Origin of the sequence: Microbacterium sp. A8/3-1 (assembly GCF_040267695.1) — a bacterium.
GTDB classification, from domain to species: domain Bacteria; phylum Actinomycetota; class Actinomycetes; order Actinomycetales; family Microbacteriaceae; genus Microbacterium; species Microbacterium luteolum.
This window is the reverse complement of the sequence record NZ_CP158357.1, coordinates 4363947-4386854: the sequence shown is the minus strand read 5'-3', so window position 1 is coordinate 4386854 and position 22908 is coordinate 4363947. Positions and strand designations below refer to the sequence as shown.

17 protein-coding genes are annotated in these 22908 nt (G+C 65.4%); 2 read left to right on the top strand and 15 right to left on the bottom strand.

Features of this window, described 5'->3' with window-relative positions:
• Window positions 1-16: 16 nt before the first annotated feature.
• The 8 genes from ABS642_RS21535 to ABS642_RS21500 form a co-directional block, all read right to left on the bottom strand.
• Entirely contained in the window at window positions 17-580 is a 564-nt protein-coding gene (locus ABS642_RS21535; protein WP_350351711.1) for a hypothetical protein, read from the bottom strand.
• 19 nt (window positions 581-599) lie between these two features.
• Window positions 600-2870 carry a glycoside hydrolase family 3 C-terminal domain-containing protein gene (locus tag ABS642_RS21530; protein WP_350351710.1) on the bottom strand — a complete coding sequence of 757 codons (2271 nt, stop codon included), beginning with the start codon at window positions 2868-2870 and terminating at the stop codon, window positions 600-602.
• A gap of 81 nt (window positions 2871-2951) precedes the next feature.
• Window positions 2952-4280: an MFS transporter gene (locus ABS642_RS21525; RefSeq protein ID WP_350351709.1), complete on the bottom strand. Its 1329-nt coding sequence runs from the start codon at window positions 4278-4280 to the stop codon at window positions 2952-2954.
• Window positions 4281-6746, bottom strand: a complete 2466-nt coding sequence (locus tag ABS642_RS21520) for a DUF4982 domain-containing protein (protein ID WP_350351708.1) — start codon at window positions 6744-6746, stop codon at window positions 4281-4283.
• Window positions 6743-7843 carry a family 43 glycosylhydrolase gene (locus tag ABS642_RS21515; RefSeq protein WP_350351707.1) on the bottom strand — a complete coding sequence of 367 codons (1101 nt, stop codon included), beginning with the start codon at window positions 7841-7843 and terminating at the stop codon, window positions 6743-6745. Before ABS642_RS21515 ends, ABS642_RS21520 begins: the two co-directional genes overlap by 4 nt.
• On the bottom strand, window positions 7836-10322 hold the full coding sequence (locus ABS642_RS21510) for a family 78 glycoside hydrolase catalytic domain (RefSeq protein WP_350351706.1): 2487 nt from the start codon (window positions 10320-10322) through the stop codon (window positions 7836-7838). The genes ABS642_RS21515 and ABS642_RS21510 overlap by 8 nt, the downstream gene beginning before the upstream one ends.
• Window positions 10323-10350: 28 nt before the next feature.
• The gene (locus ABS642_RS21505; protein WP_350351705.1) at window positions 10351-12372 is read right to left on the bottom strand and encodes a hypothetical protein; all 2022 of its coding nucleotides are present in this window, start codon (window positions 12370-12372) and stop codon (window positions 10351-10353) included.
• 17 nt (window positions 12373-12389) lie between these two features.
• A complete protein-coding gene (locus ABS642_RS21500) occupies window positions 12390-13901 on the bottom strand; it encodes an MFS transporter (RefSeq protein WP_350351704.1) in 1512 nt (503 codons plus the stop codon).
• A 148-nt stretch (window positions 13902-14049) separates the two neighbouring features.
• Between ABS642_RS21500 and ABS642_RS21495 the strand changes: the two genes are divergently transcribed.
• The gene (locus tag ABS642_RS21495) at window positions 14050-14697 is read left to right on the top strand and encodes a TetR family transcriptional regulator (protein WP_350351703.1); all 648 of its coding nucleotides are present in this window, start codon (window positions 14050-14052) and stop codon (window positions 14695-14697) included.
• 24 nt (window positions 14698-14721) lie between these two features.
• Here ABS642_RS21495 and ABS642_RS21490 read toward each other — a convergent pair whose 3' ends face one another.
• The 7 genes from ABS642_RS21490 to ABS642_RS21460 all read right to left on the bottom strand — a co-directional run bounded on the left by ABS642_RS21490 (window position 14722) and on the right by ABS642_RS21460 (window position 21330).
• Complete coding sequence (locus tag ABS642_RS21490) at window positions 14722-15342, bottom strand: helix-turn-helix domain-containing protein (RefSeq protein ID WP_350351702.1); 621 nt, start codon at window positions 15340-15342, stop codon at window positions 14722-14724.
• 13 nt (window positions 15343-15355) lie between these two features.
• The gene (locus ABS642_RS21485) at window positions 15356-16531 is read right to left on the bottom strand and encodes an aminotransferase class I/II-fold pyridoxal phosphate-dependent enzyme (RefSeq protein ID WP_350351701.1); all 1176 of its coding nucleotides are present in this window, start codon (window positions 16529-16531) and stop codon (window positions 15356-15358) included.
• On the bottom strand, window positions 16528-17343 hold the full coding sequence (locus ABS642_RS21480) for an SDR family NAD(P)-dependent oxidoreductase (protein ID WP_350351700.1): 816 nt from the start codon (window positions 17341-17343) through the stop codon (window positions 16528-16530). Before ABS642_RS21480 ends, ABS642_RS21485 begins: the two co-directional genes overlap by 4 nt.
• Window positions 17344-17410: 67 nt before the next feature.
• Window positions 17411-18427, bottom strand: a complete 1017-nt coding sequence (locus tag ABS642_RS21475; protein WP_350351699.1) for an allophanate hydrolase — start codon at window positions 18425-18427, stop codon at window positions 17411-17413.
• A complete protein-coding gene (locus ABS642_RS21470) occupies window positions 18424-19134 on the bottom strand; it encodes a carboxyltransferase domain-containing protein (protein WP_350351698.1) in 711 nt (236 codons plus the stop codon). The genes ABS642_RS21475 and ABS642_RS21470 overlap by 4 nt, the downstream gene beginning before the upstream one ends.
• Before the next feature lie 12 nt (window positions 19135-19146).
• A complete protein-coding gene (locus ABS642_RS21465; protein ID WP_350351697.1) occupies window positions 19147-19950 on the bottom strand; it encodes a 5-oxoprolinase subunit PxpA in 804 nt (267 codons plus the stop codon).
• 39 nt (window positions 19951-19989) lie between these two features.
• Window positions 19990-21330, bottom strand: a complete 1341-nt coding sequence (locus ABS642_RS21460; protein ID WP_350351696.1) for an MFS transporter — start codon at window positions 21328-21330, stop codon at window positions 19990-19992.
• Window positions 21331-21624: 294 nt separating this feature from the next.
• Here ABS642_RS21460 and ABS642_RS21455 point away from each other — a divergent pair, with 294 nt between their 5' ends.
• On the top strand, window positions 21625-22893 hold the full coding sequence (locus ABS642_RS21455) for a Glu/Leu/Phe/Val dehydrogenase (RefSeq protein WP_350351695.1): 1269 nt from the start codon (window positions 21625-21627) through the stop codon (window positions 22891-22893).
• Window positions 22894-22908: the final 15 nt, after the last annotated feature.

Here is a 22908-nt window from a genome sequence, read left to right as displayed (position 1 = left end):
ACCTCGTGGCATCGATTCATTCTGCTTTGCGCGCTCGCACCCATCGCAGGGCTTTGACATCCGCCCGCACCCGTCGCATTCTCTTCGACCGGTCCGACGCGTAGTTCGTATCCGGTTCGACGACCTGCCCTGACAGGCGGCGCACGATCGCGTCCTGCAGCTCTTCTGACGCCGCCTCGCGTGATTGCTGAATCAGACGCGCCATAGGGTCGGCTTCCGAGGCATGAGATCGCAACGCCTCGGTGAGGGCTCGATACACGTCAGGTCCGCGGTCGACGGCGGCTCGATGCATCCTGGTCAGCGCATTGGTTCGTGAGAGCACCGGCTGACTTGACCACTCCATGGAACCAGCCTTCTCCGCCATCTCGGTCGCCACCCGGAGCAACTCCGATTTCGCAAACTCATGTACTCGTTGCTCGTCGTAGTCGCGGCGGTCTCGCAGTGCAGTGACAATGAGGAAGTTCTTCACCGAGAGCTTGACGCCCGCCAGGGCGATCAACAGACCGTCGGCGACCACACTTTCGATCGGAGGGAGTGCTCCGACCCCGCCCTCCTGATGTGCGCGCGACACCTCCGTCATCCTCGGTGGAGGCTCCGTATCACCGCGTCTGCACGGATTGTGTGGCCAAAGCCATCAGCTTGTTCGGATCGATGGCTCCGCCAGAGACGCCGACCAGCTGGATCATCGGCATCAAGCGCACCACGTCCGGCATCACTGGAGCTTCGGCGACCTGTGCGGCGACGGCGGAACTACCATCCTCGCGGTCCGAGGCTTGCTGCAGGAGAGCAGACAGCAACGGTCCGAGCGCGGGTCCGGCGACCGGGTGGCTCAACCACTCGCCAACCGATGACTGCAACGACAAGGCAGGGAGCAGGTCGTCGCCGCGGAGATCGATATGCTGCCGCGCAACCACCGTCGAGGCATCGGCCCCGATCTGGATCTCGTATACGCCCGACGCTACGACCCACCCGTCGCGCTCAATATCCCAATATGCAAAAGCGCTTCGATCCAGGTCGATCGAGACGACCTTGGTCTGACCGGCATCGAGATCGATCTTCGCGAAACCTCCGAGCGTTCGTACCGGCCGCCGCACCGGGCCCGCCTCGGTCCCAACGTAGACCTGCACCACGTGCTTGCCGCGCCGCTCGCCAACGTTGGAAACCGTGACCTGCACGGATGCTGTGTCGGGCCCGGTGGTGACCGTAACGAGCTCGCGGGTTTCGAACGCCGTGTAGCTCAGGCCGTGCCCGAACGGGTAGCGGACAGCAGCATCGACGGTCTCGTAGTGCCGGTACCCGACCATCACCCCCTCCCCGTACCGCACGTGCCCCTGCTCGCCCGGGAAGGTGGAGTAGGACGGGGTATCCTGCAGGCGCAGAGGAATGGTCTCGGCCAAATGGCCGGATGGGTTGACGACGCCGAAGAGGATGTCCGCCAGCGCGGCTCCGCCGCCCTGTCCGCGCAGGAACCCCTCGAGGACCGCATCCACTTCGTCGTGCCATCCTTCGAGAGTGACGACGCCTCCGTTGGAGAGGACGACCACTGTTCGTGGCGCGGCAGCGGCCACTTCACGGATCAGCGCGATCTGGTCCGACGGCAACTCGAGGCGGGTCCGGTCGTAGCCCTCCGATTCTTCGGAGTCGGGGTTGCCTGCGAAGACGATCGCGACATCGACATCGACCTCGGCTGCGGCAGCTACGGCAGTCGCGCGAAGCTGAAGTTCGTCATCCCGTTTCGTGTCGAAGCCGCGCTCGAACCGTACCTCGCAGTTGCGTTCGGAAGCGTGCGCACGGATGTGCTCCAGGGGCACGTCGACCTGCGTCGCGTTGACGTGGGAGCTCCCCCCGCCTTGATAACGCGGCGACTCGGCGAACTCGCCGATGACGAGGAGCCTCGAGTCTGCGGAAAGCGGAAGCGCACCCTCGTCGTTCTTCAGCAGCACCGCACAGTCCGCCGCCAGCTCACGCGCGATCGCGTGATGCTGTTCGACGTCGAAGGGTTCGACGGGTTCGTTCGAATACTCGCGCGACAGCGCCGTCACCCGCGAGGCGGCAGCGTCCACTTGATCGAGTCCTATGCTGCCGTCCTCCACAGCGGCGAGTACAGCCTGGGTCTGCCTGTCGCCGGGACCAGGCATCGCGAGGTCCAGACCCGCAGCCAGAGCGGCGACACGATCGTGCACCGCTCCCCAATCCGACACCACCACACCCTCGTATCCCCAGTCTCCGCGCAGGACATCATTGAGCAGCCAACGACTCTCAGAGGCATAGACCCCGTTCACCTTGTTATAGGAGCACATCACCGTCGCCGGGGTCGCGTTCTTGACGACGTGTTGGAACGGGGCGAGGTAGATCTCGCGAAGTGTGCGCTCATCGACATCCGAGCTGATGACCATCCGGTCGGTCTCCTGGTCGTTGGCGGCGAAGTGCTTCAACGACGCGCCGACTCCCCCGTTCTGCAGGCCCCGCACGTGAGCAGCCGCGAGAACGCCTGTCAGCACCGGATCCTCCGAGTAGTACTCGAAGTTGCGGCCGCCCAGCGGAGAGCGTTTGATATTCACACCGGGACCCAACAGCACACCCACGCCGAGTGAACGGCACTCGCGTGCGAGTGCCGTTCCCACTCGTTCTGCCACCTCGACACTCCAACTCGATCCGACCGCGACTGCAAGGGGGAAGCAGGTCGCGGGTTCGCTATGGTGCAGACCGAGGTGGTCGGTACCCTGCATCTGGCGACGGACCCCATGCGGGCCATCAGACAGGACGATCGGGGCAACATCACCTGCACGCGCCGTCTCCCAGAAGCCGCCCCCGGTGAGAAGAGAGGCTTGCTGTGCGGGGGTCAGGTCGGATGTCTCGGCTGAGGTCATGATGATGTGTCCTTGGATGGCGGGTGGTCGCACATGACTTTCACGTGTGCGTCGGTGAGGCGTAGGCGACGGTGTCGCGAGCTACCGGACGGCTTTGATGCGCTGGATGAGCAGCGCGCCGATCACTGCCAGGACCGCCGCGGCGATGTAGAGGACCACGTAGTTCTTCTCGTTCCCGGTGGCGCCGATCAGGATGAGTGCAGAGCCCAGCGCCGGGGCGATGGCTTGGGGCAATGACGTCGCGTACGCGAAGATGTTGACGAATCGCCCGGCGTCGGTCGCCTTCTCGGGCAGGACATCGAGCATGAGAGCCTGGTCGACTGCGCCGAACGCGCCGATACCCAGGTTTGTGATGACAGAGCCGATGACCAGCAGGAGAAGGGAGTCGGCGCTGATCAGGACGATGCTCCCTGCGGCGAAGATGATGCTCGAGGCGAGGACGAAGGGCTTACGTCGGCGCAGCTTGTCTGAGAGCCACCCGCTCAGGATCGCGCCCAGCGCGACTCCGAAGATGCTGATGATGCCGACTGTGGCGACGGCTCCCGCAGTTTCATCGACGGGGATGTCGAGGCGGCTGGCGTAGAAGAATGCGGTGAAGGTGCTTCCGAGCGTGATGCCGAAGAAGAACAGTACGCGCCCGATCCAGTTCCATCCGAAGTCGCGGTACTTCATGGGGTTGAAGACGAAGCCTGCGAGGGCGGTTCTGAGGGTGAGTGGCGCTTTGACCTCGAACTGGCGGCTGTCGGGGTCGCCCATGATCAGGATGAACGGAGTGAGCATCACAAGGGCGATTGCCGCGGGGATCATCATCAGCAGGACGGGATTGGCGGCAACGACACCGCCGATGATCGCTCCGAAGACCGGGGCGATCCCGGTCACGGCGCCGGTCATTCCGGCGACACGGCCACGCTGGTCCTCAGGGAGCTTCTCAGCCATGACGGTCGTGATGTTGTTCAGCACCTGGCTCCAGCCGAGCTGACTGATCACCCAGCCCACACCGATGACGAAGACGTTCGGGGCGAGGCCGATGACGAGGAGTCCGATGGTGCCGACGAGCGCTCCGCCGACGAGCCACGGGCGGCGGCGGCCGAAACGGCTGCGGGTGCGGTCGCTGAGCTGACCGGCGATCGGCCCGAACAGCACGGAGGCGAGGGCGCCGATGCTGATCACGTAGCCGAGGTATTCCTCATGGCCGGGCGCCACGTTGTCGACGCGATATGCGAGGGAGATCGCGATCGGCGTGACGAAGGCGATGTAGGCGCCGAAGAGGCCGACCACCAGGAGGGTGATCCAGCTCTTCTTGGCCCGAGGAACATCGAGTCCGGCATTCGGAATCGTGGTTGTCGCGTCTGCGGTTCCAGCGAGGTGCGCGGCTTTCTCAGCGGCACGGAACCCTTCGGGGATGGTCATTTAGGACTCCTTTGTCGGTGCCACAAGGGTGGCGGATGCACTGCGGGTGGAGAGAGCGAGGGTGGCGGATCCGTGCCGGGCGGATGACACCGAGAGAGTGATGTCGCCTGCGATGCTGTCGCCGCGGACGATGGCCAGCGCCCGTCCGCGGTATGTCGTGTGATGATCGCTGGTGAATGACTCGGTGGTGGACGGTGCAGCGGTGCCGAGCCCGTGCAGGGTGCCGGCGCCTTCGACCGTGACGGTGACGAGGTCGTTGGTATTCATGTCGACGGTTCCTGCGTCGTCAGCGAGCTCAATCCATACGTAGGCAAGGTCGTCGGGACCGTGTAGGCCGTTGGTCTCTGCTCGGAGCCGGAGGGTGGGAACGCCTGAGGAACGGAGAGCGGCCCGCCCGGCTTCCTTTCCGCGGCGGTAGCTGACCGCTACGAGCTCACCCGGTTCGTACGGGGTTCGGAAGCGCGAGATGAACCGCTTCCGCTTCCCCGCCTTCTTACGACCGAGGGAGCGTCCGTTGAGGAACAACTCGACTTCGTCGTCAGCAGAGTAGACCTCGATCTCGGCGGTTCCCGCAAGACCGCGCCAGGACCAGCTGGGGATCGCGTCGGAGGTTCGCCAGGGAGTCTTGTTCGCGCGGTTCCGGGATGTGTCCAGTGGTCGTACGGCGATACCCGGGGCGGCGCCTTTGTCCCACACGGCCCGGGCAAGGAGCGCGGCAGCGCCGGGGAGGCCGGTGATGTCGAACGCGCCGGACCCGGCGACCAGGTGCGGGTAGGGCTTGTTGATGCCGCCGGGTTCGGAGCCATAGCTCCAGGTGCCGATGCCGGCTTCGCCGAGGTAGTCCCACCCCGTCCACATGAAATCGCCGATCACTCCGGGTACAGTGACGGCCCGTTTCCAGATCTCGGGCAGGTCACCCGGCATGGATTCGCTGCCGACGATGACCCGCTCGGGGTACCGCTTACGATCGGCGGCGTACCGACCGTAGGCGTAGTTGTATCCGGCGACGTCGACGGCGGCGAATGCGCCGCGGCTGGCCTTGTCCGCTGCGGGCAGGCGGGCGGCCAGTTCCATGACCCGTCCCAGCTTGGCCGTCAGCATGTTCGCGGCGGTACTGGTCGCCTCTTTCTTGTTCTCGGACTTCTTTTTACGTTCAGGCTTCTTCTCACCGAGATACTGTTCCCGCTCGAAGGGCGAGGACCCTCGCTGAGCCATCATGTTCAGCAGCAGATTTACGGCCAGCGTCGTGGGGCGAGTCGGGTCGTTCTTCGCGAAGTACTCATCGATCTCGCGCGCAGCGGCGATGCCGGCCCCGCTTGAGGTTTCAGCGATCTCGTTGCCGATCGAGTACATAATCACCGACGGGCGACTGCGATCTTTCTCGATGAGAGAGGCGGCGTCACCTGGCCAGACCTCGACGAAGTCGTCGGCCGCGTCGTACTGGGTTTTGTGCTTGAGCCACACGTCTGTGAGTTCGTCCATTACGTACAGGCCGATCTCGTCGCATGCGTCCAGGAAGGCCCGCGAGAGCGGGTTGTGCGAGCTGCGGATCGCGTTGAACCCGGCGTCCTTGAGGATGCGCGCCCGACGGTGCTCTGCCGCACTGAATGTTGCGGCACCGAGGATGCCGTTGTCATGGTGCACGCACGCCCCGCGCAGTACCTCGGTGATGCCGTTGAGCTGCAGCCCCCGCTGTGCATCGACGGTGACGGTGCGCAGACCGGTGCGGATGCGCTGTTCGTCGATGTTGTCCTCGCCGACGACGGCTGCGACACGGACGTCGTACAGGTGCGGCGAGTCCGCGGACCACAGCTGCGGGTGCGGGATCGTGACGGGAATAGTGACGACGCCGTCGGCGGGGATGGGTGCGTGCTGTCGGGCGACGGAGTCGCCGGCGAAGAAGAACTCCACCTTCACTATCGCGCCGTGCGGGAGGGGACCCTCGATATGGGCGGTGACGTCGACGATCGCCTCTTCCCCGATCGACCGAGTGACGAGGCGAATGCCATCGCGAGAGATTCCCACCGGTCCCGTGTTCTCCAACCAGACGGGGCGGTAGATACCGGAGCCTGTGTACCAGCGGCTGTTGGGCACCTCTGTGTTGTCGACGCGTACTTCGATGACACTTGTCGCACCAGGGACGGCCCCGACCAGAGGAGCGGTGAACTCGCGGTAGCCACTATCGCATCGCGCGATCTCACGCCCATCGAGAAGCACGACCGCGCGGCCATAGACGCCTTCGAAGAACAGCGTGTAGCTACGCTCGTCAGCGTCAGTTGGGACGGTCCAGGGCTTGGTGTAGATGTATGACCCGCCGGGGAAGTAGCCGCCGTGGTTGCCGGTCGCAGCGTCAGCGGATCGTTCCTCGGAGATCATCGCGTCGTGTGGGAGGCGGACCTCCTGGGCCGACTCAGCGTCGGCGCGTCGGAAGCTCCAGCCTGCGGTGAAGAGGTCGCGCTCGCTCATGAGAAGTCTTCGACTCGCCATTCGTCGGCCCACTCGATCACCGGGTAGTCGCCGTCGAAGCGGATCGGGAGCCAGACGTAGTCTGCGATCGCGGTGTTCTCCTCGAGATTCGCCACCATCGAGGAGCGCTCGTCCGGTGCATCGGCAGATCCCGATCCGCTGTCCTCGGTGGGAAGCGTTCCGGCCGCTGCCATTCCTGCGATGACATCGAACACGTTGGGCATGTTCTCCGGCAGTTGAGGCAGCCACCGGTCGGCCATCGCGATGTAGAGGTCCTTCTTGTGCGGGTGCTTGAAGATACAGCTGATCTGCGATCGGAACGACGTTCGGGATGCGTCGGTCGGATGTGGGTCACCGAGAACTGTCCACGGCCCGTGATAGTCGGTCGCGGATGCGACTTCGCTGAAGTTCGGGAAGTAGCCGGTGGTGCCTGACGTGATCAGGTAGTGCAGCCCGTCTCGTTCGAAATGTGCAGGAGCTTCACGGGTGAACGGTGCGCCCGGCTGTGGGAAGTGGCTGGTGTATTCGCCGGTGACGTCGGTGTAGTCGTCGGTGAGGTCCGCGCAGATCAACTCGGTGTGGATCTTCTCGAAGTAGTAGTAAGCCTTCTTCGTTCTCGGGTCGACGACCAGGTCGAAGTCACCGGCGCTCATTCCCAGCGGCTCCAGTCCCTGGCGGACGATCTCGTAGGGTCCGAGCAGGTTGTCTGCGGTGAGAATGGTGGAGCGCTGAGTGTCGTGGCTGCCGGTGCCCATCACCTTGATCCAGCAGACGTACTTGCCGGTCTCTTCATTGAAGATGATGTGCGGCCGGTCGGTCTTCTGCGCAGGATGCAGAGGGGAATCAGGGTCGTCCGAGACGGGAGGAATGATCAGACCGACATCCTCCCAGTTGTAGAGGTCGGTGGAGGCATAGGCCCGGATGCCCCAGTGCCAGTTGCCGCTGCCGGGGGTGGTCTTCTCCTTGTTCTCGCCGTACCAGTAGAAGGTGCCGTTCTCGTAGAACATCGAGCCGCCGTGGGCCTGGATCCGCTCGCCCTTCGTGTCGAGCCAGACCTGGCCGGGACGGATGGAGTTCAGAGCGTGTGTTTCAGACATGGCTTACCTCTCGGGGACTGATGGCGGTTTCTAGATCACGGGCGAGGTCTGCACCGGCAACGCCGGGCATGCGCTCAGCTACGGCACTGAGCGGCATCGCTGCCAGATGGGCTCCGGCCGCGTCGATGGGAACACCGGGGAAGTACCTTTTGAACACTTCGACGACGGCTGCCCACACGTCCGGGTTGCTGGAGATCTCCTTGACGGGCGTGTCCATCGTGAAGATGGCCTCGCGTCCATAACCTGCCGGAGCTGGGTACCGCCATGAGTGTGTGCCCGCGGCGACTTCCTCCGTCGCATCTGCGGGGTGCAAAGGGAGCTTGACCGTGGCCGTTGCCCCCTCCGGGACGGTGACCTCGAGAAGCACCTCGCCATCCGTAACCCGCCAGTCCACGTCCGCCAGCCCCAGCGGAGTCTGGTGCGCGGTGCGCGCGAAGGTCAGCGAGCCCCCGGGCTGTGGTGCGATCAGGATCTTCTTCCAGCCTGGCTCGAGCTTGCTGAGCCCGCCGACGACACGGTGCAGCCAACTCGCGACAGCGCCGAGGGCATAGTGGTTGAGGGACGTCATGCCGGTGGAGTTCAAGCTCCCGTCCGGAAGGACGGAATCCCAGCGCTCCCAGATCGTTGTCGCCCCCATCGTGACCGGGTACAGGAAGGATGGGCAGTGCTTCTCGAGGAGGAGTTTGTATGCCTTTTCCAGATGCCCCGTGCTGCTGAGCGCATCGGAGACCAGCGGGGTGCCAGCGAAACCGGTGGAGATCGTGTAACCGGCGGCTTCGACGATCTCAGCCAGCCGCTGCCCGGCCTTCTGCTTCTGGTCCTCGTCGAGGATCTCGAACATGATCGTCAACGCATAGGCGGTGGCGGACTCGTTCACCACTCGACCGGACTCAGTCACGAATTCGCGGCGGAAGGCCGCCAATACCCGCTCGTGCAGCTCGGCGAAGTGCGCTGCGTCGTCGGTATGGCCGAGAAGCTCGGACGTCTTCGCCATCTCCCGTGTCGTCTTGCACAGGTAGGCGGAGGCCACCAGATGGCGATCGGTCTTGCCGCCGGCGGGGTTGTTGGCAGGGGCATCCGGGTCGAGCCAGTCGCCGAACTGGAACCCTTCGCTCCACAACCCGCGAGCGTCCAGAAGACCTTCGACCTGCCTGGTGAACGCCGTCATCGATGCATAGCTGGCACGGAGGATGTCCAGATCGGCATGCTCCTGATACAGCTCCCACGGCAGGCTCACCGCGACGTCGCTCCACACCGCGGTCGGCGATGAAGCTGTGGGCAGCACGTCCGGCACCACCCAGGGAACAGTGCCGGACGCCTGCTGTTCAGCTGCGAGGTCTTTCAGCCAGGACTGCAGCAGTCCCCGGGTGTCGTACAGGTAGTTGGCAGTGGGAGCGAAGGCGTTCAGGTCGCCTGTCCAGCCGAGACGTTCGTCGCGCTGCGGGCAGTCGGTGGGGACGCTGACGAAATTGCCGCGCATCGCCCACACGGTGTTCTCGTGAAGCTTGGACACCAGCGGATCAGACGTCTCGAACCATCCGGTGCGGACCATGTCGGTATGCACCACGATGGCGGTGACCGATGCAGGGTCCAGCTCGCCCGGCCATCCATCGATCTGCGCGTATCGGAACCCGTGGAAGGTGAATTCCGGCTCCCAGGTCTCCTCCCCAGCACCGCGGAGGGTGTATCGGTCTGTTGCATCCGCCTGTCGGAGCGTCTCTCGTTCGAGCTCCCCCTCGGGGGTGAGCAGCTCTGCGTGACGGAGGGTGATCGTGGTTCCTGCAGGACCATCGACGGTGAAACGCACCCAGCCGGACAGGACCTGACCGAAATCGACGATCGTCGCGCCGGACGGAGATGTGGTGATCTCTACCGGGCGAAGTTCTTGGATGCGTCGCACCGGTGGGGCCGCATCGAGCTCGAGCACAGAGAGGTCCCAATCGAACCCGGTCGCTTTCGTCCAACCGGAGGCGTCGAACCCTGCGCGATCCCATCCGGCCTGCTCGAGTCGAGCGTCGTAGTCTTCGCCGCGGTAGATCCCGTTCGCGCGGACCGCGCCCTCCCCGACCTGGAAGGCATCGTCCGTGCCGATGATCTCCACGCGGTCGGGGTAGTGCAGCGTGAGCTCTGCCCACAGCGCCGGCCGGTCCGCGTAGTTTCCCCGGGTGAGCTCCCAGGTGAGCGGACCGACGGCCCAACCTTCGCCGACGACCGCACCGAGGGCGTTCTCGCCTTCGATGACCAGATCGGTGACGTCGTACTCGCTGACATGCAGCCGATTCTTATAGGAGGTCCAGCCGGGCGCGAGCACCTCGTCACCGACACGGCTGCCGTTCAGGCGAGGCACGACGATGCCGAGCGAGGTGATCTTCAGCGTGGCTCGAACCAGCCCGACAGCGACAGGGAAGTCGCGTCGAAAGTACACGGCCGGTCCGTCGGCGGCGTACTCAGGACTGGTGATGAAGGAAGGGGTGCTCATCATGGAGTCTCTCTCTTGGGACACGTGCTCAGGGGGTTACCGTGATGCGAGCGCGGGCAATGTTCTGAACGCGGGTGTGCGAGTCGGATGCTGCATCCTCGCCGGTGTGTGCGGTGACGCGGGCGGCGAGGAAATACGTGCCGGGTGTTTCAAACGTCACGGCTTGCTCGAAGGCGACAGAGAGCGCCGGATCGACCTCGATAGGAGCGCCGAGGGCACCGTTCCCGGTTAGGTCGGTTGCAACCGACACGATCGATCCGACGGGCGCCTGCGCTGTGATGCGAACCTGCGCAGTGCTGCCGACAGCGACCGTCGCGTGCCGTGAACCGTCGACAGCGAGAACCACCACCGGCTGCACCCCTCCCCGCTTCGGATCGCTCGCCGAAACGATGACCTGGCTGTCAGCGATGTCGTAACTCGTGGAGGGCGCAGGTTCGATCCCGTGTTCGACCCAGCCGCTCAGCTGGCGAAGAGCGGTCTCGAGCACACCTACGTAGCCAACAGTGCGGGTTTCATGCTCCTGGATTCCGGTGTCATCACCGTGCAGAGCGTTGTCGGTGTACCAGAGGCGGAACCGGTCATCGGCTGCATCTCCCAGAAACGCCGTGACCTGACTCCGGTACCAATCCGCCTGCCACGGGAACGCTTCACGGTCCAGCAACGAGGCGACCACGATCATCTTCCCGGTGATCCGGCCAGTCTGGACGGTGCCGGAGGCCGCTGCGGCGAACATCGGACCGAGAAGCATCGGACGCTGCGGGTACCGAGGATCGCCCCGCTCGTCGCGAAACTGATCCCATGCAGCGAAGCCTTCCGGCGGCACCTGGTGCCGGTGATAGGTCTGCGCCGCGAGGAAATTCGAGTTGTCCACCAGGACCTCGGTCCCGACGGTGAGCGCCTCGATGGCCTGACCCGGCTCGAAGAACACTCGGTCTCCCTTAACATCCGAGAGTCGCAGCACGGCGCCGGCGGAGGTACCGGAGGACACTGACAGCTCTGCGCCGAGGGCCCACCCATTTGGCGCGTCTTCGAGCCGGACCCCGATGGTGGCGGGACCAGCTCCCGACGCAGACTTGAACGACTCGTCCACGCCGCCACCGTGATGGTCGATTTCAGGAGTTCCCTCAAGGATCTCCGCGATGCGCGTACGGAGGGTGATCCTGTCCCGGTGAACAGAGGCGGTGAGGTCTGCGCCGAGGTAGCCCTCTCTCTGCCAGTAGTCGCTGACATAGGACGGGTCAGCCATCAGGATGCTGGGATAGAGCACGCTGAACGCGTGCATTCCCATCGTCTCCCACCCGAACCAGGACCGAGGCGGAAAGCCCATGCTGGTCACTTCATCCAAGGCCGCCTGCTCTTCGGTCGAGAGATCAAGGGCCGCCGGGTCTCCTCCCACGTCGTATGCGTCGACGATCGCAGGGAACTTCTCACGGAGAACTCGCTGGGCGTGCATCCGCACCGCGAACACGTTCGGGATCGCCATCGGGCTGCCGATCACATAGGGGACGAAGCCGTCCCAGACATCGCGAGTGTTCTCCGACGCGCCAATGGTGCGGTATCCGCCACCGCTGCCTCCGTACAGGTATCCATAGACCCGCCCGGCACCGAACACTTGGCGAGCGATCTGCCTCGACAGACGAGCGACCGCCGCGTTCGCTCGGTATGCCCCGATCGACGGGTCCAAACCCGAGTACGGATTCGCCGCCTGTGGGCCCCCTCCGTTCGTCTCGACGAAGTACGCACCACTCGCGATCGAGAACGAAACCGGGTTCTGTTCTCGATCAGGGCTTTGCGACAGGTTCTCGCTCTGCGGTACCGGCGTGACATGCTGAAAGAAGCGACCCTCATACTGCTCCGCAGGCGGAAGGTACAGCGAGAATCGAGTGTCGTTGTACCGGAACCCGCCATGCACGTAGCGATGGCGAACTGGTGTTTCCCGCCACTGATCGATATCGACATACGGTTCGCGGAAGTCGGCGTCTTCCGGGTCAGGCTGCCACGACACGTCGGTCAGCGCTGGCGTGCTGGTGGTGGTGTCTTGATTCGCCACGGGCGGTCCTCCGACTCTCAGATCTGTTTGGGCTCGTGCGCGAGGTCGCCATCATGGCTCGCGGCTTCTACTCGGGCAGCGGACTCGGGTGCAGCGGACGCAGTATCCACGCCAGGCACAATCTCAACGGCGGGGGCGTCGACGTCGGGATCGTCCGCGAGGATCGCAGAAAGCTCCTCGGTGATCGTGGGGAGCATGAGCTCGAGCCGGCGGTAGCGCTGCATCACGATGATGACGCCCACCCAGAGCAGCGCAGGGACAGCGCCCGCGAACAGGACAATGGCAGTGATCGCAGAGTCGGCTTGCTTATCGAGGTTGCCGTCATAGCCTGCCAGGCCGAGAACCCAGCCGCTGATACCTACCGCGACTCCGGCCCCGACCCGGAGGCAGAAGTTGGTGATCGCGCCCATCGTGCTTTCAAGGCGGCGGCGTCCCGACCATTGGTTGTACGCGGCATTGTCGATGATCAGCACACCCGTGAGGAACGTGATGGGCAAGATGCCGACACCGGACAAAATGGTCGCTACGAACACGAGAGCGAGGTTTCCGCCGGAGAGACTCATAACGACGCCTCCCACGACGCCGCCGATCGCACCGTAGGTGATGATGCGGCTCGCCCCGATCTTCCTCATCAACCATGGGAACGCGAGCATGATGGGGAGGACAATGATGGGGACGACGGCCACGAGGCTCATCAGCGCGATGTCGCCGACGACATAGTTGAAGAAGTACACCGTCACGGTGGGCGCACTCGCGATAGCGGACACAAGGCTGATTCCCGCGACGATCCACAGGTAGCGGTTATTGCCGAGCACCTCCCGAATATCCCGGAACGTGATCCGGGGGGCATCGGCGGCCTCCGTCTGATACTTCTCCTTGACGAAGATGAATCGCCCGAGACCGAGCACGGCCATCGGGAGTGCGATGAACAAGACGGTCGTGGACCAGGCCGGCGCACTCTCCCCCGCCTGAGACACCAGCAGGGGAAGCACGACATTGAATGCCACCACCCCGAGGACGGTCAGGAACCCGGTTCGGGTCGACACCTTCGTGAAGAGGACGCGACCGCGGAAGGCCCGCGCCATGTAAAGGACGTCGTTGGCGCCCAGGAGCGAGATGAACACGACGTTCGCGAGCGAGTAGGCGACGAAGAGCCAGATTGCTTTACCTGTGTGATCAAAGTCTGGCGTCGAGAACAGCATGTAAGCGGCTGCCCAAACGCCGACGATCGCCAGTTCGTACGGTCGTGCTTTGCCCCAGCGCGTCTCAGGCGAACGATCCACGAGCCAGCCGGCGACGACGACGCCAGCTGCGCTGAGCAGCGTGCCGAGCAGGACGATCGTTCCGATGACAGCGGCCGGAAGACCGAGAACATTGGTTCCGTAGAAGGTGAAGTATCCGGATAGGACCACGAAGACGGCGGCGGAGATCCCCGTGGTGGTCCATGCGAGGGTCGTGCCCGCAGAAAGTCGGTCGGGCGAGTTCTTGCGCGTGAGCCGGCGTTCGGCCCGAGGCGTAGTCGTTGACATGAGCATCCTTGCTGACGGTCGGAACAACACTGTTGAAAGTACAGTGACATACCATTTTGATGAATGTCAAGCCGGAGAGGCATCTGCGATGCTGAAGTGGCACGCGCGAAACTTGTACTCTCCGACAGTTTTGGGGCATGCTGGATCAATGACGAGCACGACAACCCGCCGAGGGCCCTATGCGAAGACTGCTCAGAAGAAGGCCGCTGTCGCAGAGGCCGCTCTCGCCGTAGTACTGGAGTCGGGTCATCGGGCACTCACCACGGCCGCTGTGGCCGCCCAGGCGAAAATGAGTGAGCGCACGATGCTGTACCACTTTCCGACCCGGGATCACCTTCTGGTTGCGGCGTTGGAGCGATCAGATGAACTCGTGGAGAGATTGCCCGTCGATCGGGAGACTCTGCTGGAGGAAGGCCTGTTCGCCATCCCGCGAGTCACGCTCGGCGGGATCGGTGGACGAACTGCGGTGATGGAGTTGTATAACGCGTTGCGGGTCGAGTCCGACAATGCCGGACATCCTGCGCATGACTACTTCCGACGGCACTATACCCGGACCTTGGAGACGTTTCGCCAACTCGTGGTGGAGCAGCAGGAAAGCGGGGGCGCACACCCTGACCTCGATCCCGATCGAGTCGCCAGACAACTGCATGGCGTATGGTCCGGGTTGCAGTCGCTTTACGCGGTGGACCCTTCGTTCGACATCCTGGCCGACCTCGATGACGCCTTCCGCAGGCTGACCGGTCAACGTGAGCTTCGCGCCCGGACCGTGCTGGGAGAACTCGCAGGCCGCCTCTAGGGCCATCACCATCCGAGGCTTCGCTCAGCTGACCGACATCCGTCCGACCCGCTCCGCAATCGACTCCCCCGACTTGTCTGCAGCCCACCCGACGAGGGCGCCGCAGAAGGCGGAGTAGAGCCGACGAGACACATGCTTCTGGGTGAGACCGACCGTGTTCAGCAGGTCGAAGATCTCGCGGGGGTCGAACATGATGTTCCAGAGGAAGAGCGCCTCATCGGCGGGGTCGTCGACACCCAGCTCCTCCGACGCCTCAGCGATAGCGGGCAGCAGCGCGTCTCCCTGCACCGTGAGGTACTGCGTCGACGCACGGAGTCGCTCGAGGTACCCCAGCTCGGATCGCGTGTGAACCATCGCGCCACCGTGCTTCACGACGAGGCCGACCCAGTAGCCGCAGACGGCTTCGAGCTTCGCGAGGCCGTGATCCTCGCACTTGAGGCTGAAGGAGAGCAGCCGCTCACCGACGTCGAATCGGAACTGCGAGAGGATCTCGTCGACCGAGCCGAAGTGGCGGTACGCGGTCGCCGGCGATACCTCAGCACGCTCGGCGACATCGCTCATGCGCACAGACGAACCCCGGCGGGCGACGAGGTATGCTGCCGCCTTGATCAGTCGCCGTCGGTTCCGCTCGGTATCGCTGCGCATCTCTCCCCTTCGCTCAGGATGATCGTAGTGCGGTCAGAGCCTCGGCCATCCGCGCGACGCCGGTGCGGATGGCTTCGTCGGACGCCGCGTAGGAGAGACGGATGCGGCCTTCGCCGCTGGGTCCGAACTCCGATCCGGGGCGCACCGCCACACCACGCTCGCGCAGGTAGGTGACCATTTCGACCGACGAGAGCGGCGCATCGAAGCGCGGGAAGAAGTAGAACGCGCCCTCGGGCTCGCTGAGTTCGAGTCCCGGTACTGCGGCCAGCGCCTCGCGCATGACCTCACGCCGACGCAGGTATGACTCGCGCATGCGCTCGATGTCGACATCGCACTGGTCGAGGGCGACGATCGCAGCATCCTGCACGAAGGTGTTGAGCGAGCCGTTGAACGTGCCGTGCACGCGAGTGGCCGCCTCGATGATTGCGCTCGGACCCCACAGGTATCCCACTCGCCATCCGGTCATCGCGTAGTTCTTCGAGAAGGTCTGGCAGTAGATCGTGCGTCCTTCGAGCGCCGGGATCTCGAGGGCCGAGGTGAACGGCTCGTCGGTGTAGCTCAGGGCCGCGTAGGCCTCGTCGGCGAGGACGATCGTGTCCGTACCCTCGAGCATCTCGGCGAGCGCCTCGATCTCGGCCCTTGAGTGCACGATGCCGGTCGGGTTGCCGGGGTTGCAGAAGACGAACATGCGGGCTCCGGGAAGAGCCGCGCGCAGCGCATCGAGGTCCCAGTGCAGGTCGTCGGCGAGTGGCACGTGCACCGCGGTGGCTCCCGCGAGTGAGACGAGGTCGGCGTACAGCGAGTACGTGGGGTCGGGGATGACGACGCGGTCGCCGGGACCGATCGTCGCGAGGATCGCGGCCGACAGCCCGGCGGTGCCGCCCTGGGTCACCAGCACGTCGGCGGGGTCTGTGGGCATGCGGCGCAGTGCTGTGATCTCGGCGGCGAGGCGCTGGCGCAGCGCGGGGTCGCCCGCCATGGGTGCGTAGTGGGTGCGCCCTCTGGTCGCGGCGTCGTTGGCGGCATCCACGATCTTCTGCGGGGTGTCGAAGTCGGGCTCTCCGACGGCGAGCGAGACGAGGTCGCTCGTCGAGGCGGGCTGCTGCACGCGGCGCGACGTCGTCTCGACGCGCTGCACGGCGGGTGCGGCGGTGAAGGCGATGGGGGCGGCGAGGTCGACGGAGGTCATGCGGTGTGGTCCTGTTCCTTCGAGGGGCGTGCAGAATCGGGGGCACCGAGCCAGCGGCTGATCTCGAGATCGCCGGAGACGTCGCGCTGACGGGTGGGGGCGACGATGACCTCCTGCAGCACGGTGCGCGGGGGCAGGGTGGCGGCGAGATGCACGGCACGGGCGACGTCGATCGGCTGCACCATGTTGGCGCGTTCGTCGGCGCGGGGCGGGCGGGCGCGGTTGTCGAGGATAGGCGTGTCGGCCTCGCCCGGCAGCACCGTGATCGCGCGGATGCCGTCGCCGCGGAAGGTCGTGTGCAGGAAGGTCATGAAGTTGCGGACGCCGGCCTTGGCCGCGCCGTACGCGGCGCCGCCCAGCAGGTTCGGCGTGACGGCGGCGAGTGAGGAGACCGTGATGATGGTGCCGCCGCCCCGCTCGAGCATCGCGGGGAGCACGGCACGACTCAGCACGAACACGGCCGTGAGGTTGACGTCGATCACGGAGCGCCACTCGTCTTCGGCAAGCCACAGCGGGTTGAGCACCGACGATGAGCTGCCCGCGTTGTTCACGAGGATGTCGACGGGGCCGACGTTCTCGGAGACGCGTGAGACCAGAGCATCCGCTGCTCCGTCTGCCGAGATGTCGGTGACCTCGACGACGGCGGCTCCCCCGGCTGCGACGATCTCGTCTCGGAGCGTCTCGAGCGGCGCGAGACGACGCCCCACGACGACGAGCGTCGCACCGCTCGCTGCGAGCAGCAGTGCGATCTCTCGGCCCATGCCGCTGCCTGCGCCGGTGACGAGCGCCACCTGGCCGTTCAGTTCCGTCATCGGATTCTCCTTCTTCTCACGTCTGAGGTTCTTCTCGCGCCTCGGACGCGGTCGCCTGTCATGCGGATCACTGGGTCAGCCCTGCAGAGCGGATGCGGTCGGCGTCGACCTCGAGCCCGAGATACGAGAAGGCGCCGAGCGCTGCGGCGGCGAGCTGCGTGAGCTCTGCCTCGAAGCGCAGCGCGGCCTGTCGGGCCGCTGCGCGATCGGTCCACGCGAACCGTAGCTCCTGGCCGGGGCGCGCCTGGCCGATCAGATCCTGCGACTGCCTGGTCACGAAACCGACGATCGGGTAGCCGGCGGTCAGTGTGCGATACCGCCCGAGCACGATCAGCTCGTCGGAGTGCGGGATCTCGATCGCGCCGATCGGCACGCCGTGCGACACGATCTCCCGATCGTGAGCCAGATGCAGCACGGGCCCGTCGAGGCGGATGCCGACGTGGTCGGAGCGGTCCGTCACCGTGTACACGGAGCCTGCGAGCAGCTCGCGGATGCCGTCGATCTCGTCGGTGTAGGCGCAGTCGACGATGCGGATCACACCGTCGCGCGATGTCGCCACGAGCTCGGGAACCGGCATCCGGAAGAGTGCGCGGCCGAGGTACGGCTGTTCGATCAGGGTGATGTTGGTGGCGAGGTCGGCGTCGGAGCCCGCGGTGATGGCCTGGGTGAATCCCATGCGCGCATCGGGTGCTGCACTGCCGAGGAACCGCTCGGTCGCCAGAGTGCCGTTGAAGGCGATGTACGTGCGTGCGGCGTTCGCGCCGGCCTCGACCCGCACGACCGCCTCGGCGGGGATCGCCAGCGGCTGCCCCTGTTCGACGACGACGCCGTCGATCGAGATCGAGCCCACGGAGCCCGTCATGCTCACGAGCACATCGGTCGAGGCGTGGAACGCGACGGCACCTCCGAGGGATTCGATGAGGGGTGCCGTGTCGGGGTTGCCGACGAAGATGTTGGCGACGCGGGCCGCGCCCTGATCGGCCGCTCCGCCTCGCGGAACGCCGAAGCGCTCGGTGCCGGCTCGCCCGAGGTCCTGGAACGTGGTGCGCCAGCCGACCTCGTGGAAGTGGATCGCGGTGGTCATCGAACACCCCGTTCGAGGAAGACACCGTCGAGAGCCTCGGCCTCGGCCTCGCTGATGCGGCGGAAGGAGATGCGATCGCCAGGTGCGAACGACACGGGCGCGTCGCGGGTGATGTCGACGATTCGCAGCGGGCTTCGTCCGATGACCCGCCAGCCGGTGGGTCCAGGGAAGGGCTGGATGATCGCGTTGCGGCCGGCGATCATCACCGAGCCAGGGGGCACGTCCGTGCGCGGGGTGGCCTGGCGGCGCACGGGGTTCGGGACTTCGAGGCCGTCCATCATGGGAGCCATCGCGGCCGCCAGGAGGTTGACGGTCAGCGTCGAGGATTCGAGCCGGCCGATGACCTCGTCGGGGGTGATGCCGAGTTCGCGCGCGACCTCGATCAGGTCTGGAGCAGTCTCGTCGTTCACCACGATCGGCACCACCAGGAGCGAGGGCTCGCTCCTGGTGATCGATGCGATGTCGGCTCTGCCGAGCGCACCGAGCGCGAACGAGACCTGCTCGGACGTGGCCACCAGCGGGTCGAACTCGACCAGCAGTGATTCCAGCCCTGACACGACGTCGTCGACGCCCGGCGGCAGCTCGGTCAGCACCCGCTCACGGAACTCGCCGATGAGGTGGCGGCGTTCCGCCACCTCAGGGCTTCGGACCGTGACCATCACGGCGCCGTCGCCGTATTCGGCGATCGCGAGCGGGAATGCAGACATCGGGGACTCCGATCAGCGCGCGGCGAGCGCGGCCTTCTCAGCGAGGACGTCGCGCAAACCCGTCGCGCGGATCCCCTCGGCGTCGAGAGCGGCACGCAGAGCCGTGCCGTTCTCGAGCACCGTGGGGTGGTCACCGTGCAGAAGCACGATGTCGGCGTCGTGGCCGAGAGGAACGACCTCGCCGTCGACGGTTGTCACGGTGCCGTCACGCACGACCTGCGCCACACGGTCTCCGATGGCTTGGGGATCGTAGATCAGGCCGCCGGGGTGCGAGCGGGCGACGGGCCAGCCGTCGGCGCCGTACCCGCGGTCGGCGAGGAAGACGTATCCGACCTCGAGTCCGCGCTTGCGCGACTCCTCGGCGAGAAGGCCCTGCTGGCAGATCACGATGTACGACGGGTCGTACGCTGCGACCGCATCCGTGATCGCCCTGGCGTGTTTCGCATCGGTCTGCGCGATGCTGCCCATGCGGCCGTGAGGTGCGACATGGCTGATCTTTCCGCCGTGCACCCGGGCGAACGCGTCGAGCGCACCGATCTGGTACAGCACGTCGGTGCGGATCTCCTCCTCCGACGCCTCGATGAGGCGGCGGCCGAAGCCCACCAGATCGGGATACCCGGGGTGCGCCCCGAGCTCGATCCCCCGGCTGACGCACTCGGCGACCGTCTTGTCGAGGACTCGAGGGTCACCGCCGTGGAAGCCGCACGCGATGTTCGACGACGTCACGAGCTCGAGCAGAGCCTCGTCGTTGCCGATGGTGTAGTTGCCGAAACTCTCGCCGAGATCGGCGACGACGGCGACGGAATTCACGCCCATGTCCTTCTCCTTCTTCTCAGAGTCAATGCTCTCGCGGGATCACTCCGCGCGGAGCGCGGTTCCGCGGGTCTCCGCGACGAAGATCAGCGACACGAGCGTGATACCGGCGGTGATGATCGCGGCGAAGGCCGGAACCATGCTGCTGCCCGTCGCGTTGATGATCGCGGTCATCACCAGCGGAGCGCTTCCGCCGAAGATGATCGTCGAGAGGCTGAACCCGATGCTGTACGCGCTGTAGCGCACCGTGGTCGGGAACATCTCGGTGAGGACCGTGTGGATGACCGCGGCGTGGCCCGAGAACGCGATGGCCATGACGATCGTCGCGATGATCGCGAGTCCGATCTGGCCGGTGGTGATCATCGCGAACGCCGGGTAGGCGACCACGGCCGTGGCAACGGCGGAGAACGCGAGCACCTTCTTGCGGCCGATGCGGTCGGACAGACGGGCCATCAGCGGGATGCAGATGATGATCGCGACCAGGCTGCACGCGGTCACCATGAGCGCCTGGAGCATCGTGAAGTTCTGGCCCTCACCGAGCGAGGTCTTCAGGTACGTGGGCATGTAGGCGAACAGCAGGTAGTAGCCGGGACCGTTCAGTGCCGGCAGGAAGATCGTCAGCACGATGGCGAGCATCGTGCGCTTCGAGGTGAAGACGGCCTTCAGCGGGTTGCGAGCGACCGACTTGCGCTCACGCAGAGCCTCGAAGTGCGGGGTCTCCTCCATGCGGCGACGGATGTAGAAGCCGATGTAGCCGAGAGGGGCGGCGAACAGGAACGGGATGCGCCAGGCCCAAGCAGACATGGTCTCGTCACCGAGTGTGGTGATCAGCACGGCCGAGAAGGCCGAGCCGAACATCAGCGCGAGGAACGAGCCGACGGCAATGAACGACATCGAGAAGTTGCGCGTCGCGTTGTGGGCATACTCGCCGACGAATGCCATCGCACCGGCGACCTCGCCACCGGCCGAGAAGCCCTGCAGCACGCGCAGCGCGATGAGCAGGATGGGGGCGGCGACCCCGATGACCTCGTGCGAGGGGACCAGGCCGATGCAGGCGGTGGCCACCGAGATCAGGATCAGCAGCGCGGCGAGCAGCGTCTTGCGGCCCATCCGGTCGCCGAGGTACCCGCAGATCACGCTGCCGAACGGACGAGCGATGAAGCTCACCAGGAATCCGACGTTCGTGAGGAAGAGCGCTCCGGTGTCTGCGCCTCCCATGATGTTGATCGCGAGGTACGTAGCCAGCAGTCCGTAGATGCCGTAGTCGTACCACTCGACGAAACTTCCGATAGCCCCGGCGACGGTTGCCTTGCGGACGACCTTCCCGTCAGCCGTCACGACAGCGACCTGTTCGGTGCTGAGTGGTTGCGCTTCTGCAGTCATTGCATGTCTCACCTTCGAAATCGGGCAACCCTGGGGCGTGAGGAGATTCTACGCCCTCGAACCTGCGAACAGGGTCGCATCTGAGAATAGAGTTGCATTTTGATTTGGTCAAGCTTCACCCGTCAAGGGATTCGAAGGGTGTTGGCTGATGACCATAGAATCCCTATATTTCCGGGATGTTTCAGGCGGATGCCCGTCTTTCGACGATTCTGGCCGGGGTTGTGCTCGACTCAGGAGTGGGGCATGATCGTCATACAAAATGAGATTCGCTTCGCATTTCGCGTGGAGGCAAGGATGCTGCTCGACACACCGGTGACTTCGGTCCCGACGCCCCTCACCGACGCCAGGCGCCAGCTGCGGCAGGCACTGAACATCCTCGAATACGGCGACGACGTCTTCGAGATGCTCGTGACGCCTCGTCGGGAGCTCTCGGTCGCGGTACCGCTGCGCACCGACGACGGCACCATGCTCACGCTCCGCGGGTATCGCGTGCAGCACAGCCTCACCCGCGGGCCCGCGAAGGGCGGGCTGCGTTTCGCCCCCGGCGTCAACCTCGATGAGGTGCGTGCACTGGCGATGTGGATGACATGGAAGTGCGCGCTCGTCGACCTCCCCTACGGCGGAGCGAAGGGCGGCATCGCGATCGACCCGACCCGGCACTCGCTCGGCGAACTCGAGCGAGCGACGCGGCGCTACACGAGCGAGATCCTTCCGATCATCGGTCCGGATCGCGACATCCCCGCCCCCGACATCGGCACGAGCGAACAGACCATGGCTTGGATCATGGACACCTACTCGGCGAACGTCGGCTACACCGTGCCCGATGTCGTCACCGGCAAGCCCCTCAGCCTCGGCGGCTCGCTCGGACGCGCGACGGCCACGTCTCGCGGCGTCGCGCTGGTGGCGATCGCCGCACTCGAGCACCGGGGAATCCGCGTCGAGGGCTCGACCGCATCCGTGCAGGGCTACGGCAAGGTCGGACGCTCGGCCGCACGCTTCCTCGCCGATGCCGGCGTGCGCGTCATCTGCGTCTCCGATGAGCACGGCGCCGTGCACCGCGCAGGCGGCCTCGACCTCGATGCGCTGGATCGTCACGTCGACATGCATCGCACGGTCCTCGGGTTCGACCGGGCAGACGCTCTCGCCGCGGGTGACGCGCTGACGCTCGAGGTGGATCTGCTCGTGCCAGCCGCGGTCGAGGGCGTGATCACCGCCTCCAACGTCGACGAGGTGCGGGCGCGCATCGTCGTCGAGGGTGCGAACGGTCCGACGACGACCGACGCTGATGAGCGGCTCGCCGAGCGCGGCATCCTTGTGGTCCCCGACATCCTCGCCAATGCCGGAGGCGTGGTCGTCTCGTACTTCGAGTGGGCGCAGGGTCGACAGACCTACCGCTGGTCGCTCGAGACCGTCGAGCAGCGACTCCGCGAGCGGATGACCGCTGCGTGGAACGAGGTTCTGACCCACTCGATCCGCCACCGCACCACCCTCCGCCAATCGGCGATGACCATCGCGGTGGCTCGCGTCTACGACGCGCACCTCAACCGCGGCCTGTACCCCTGATTCGAAGGAAGACAT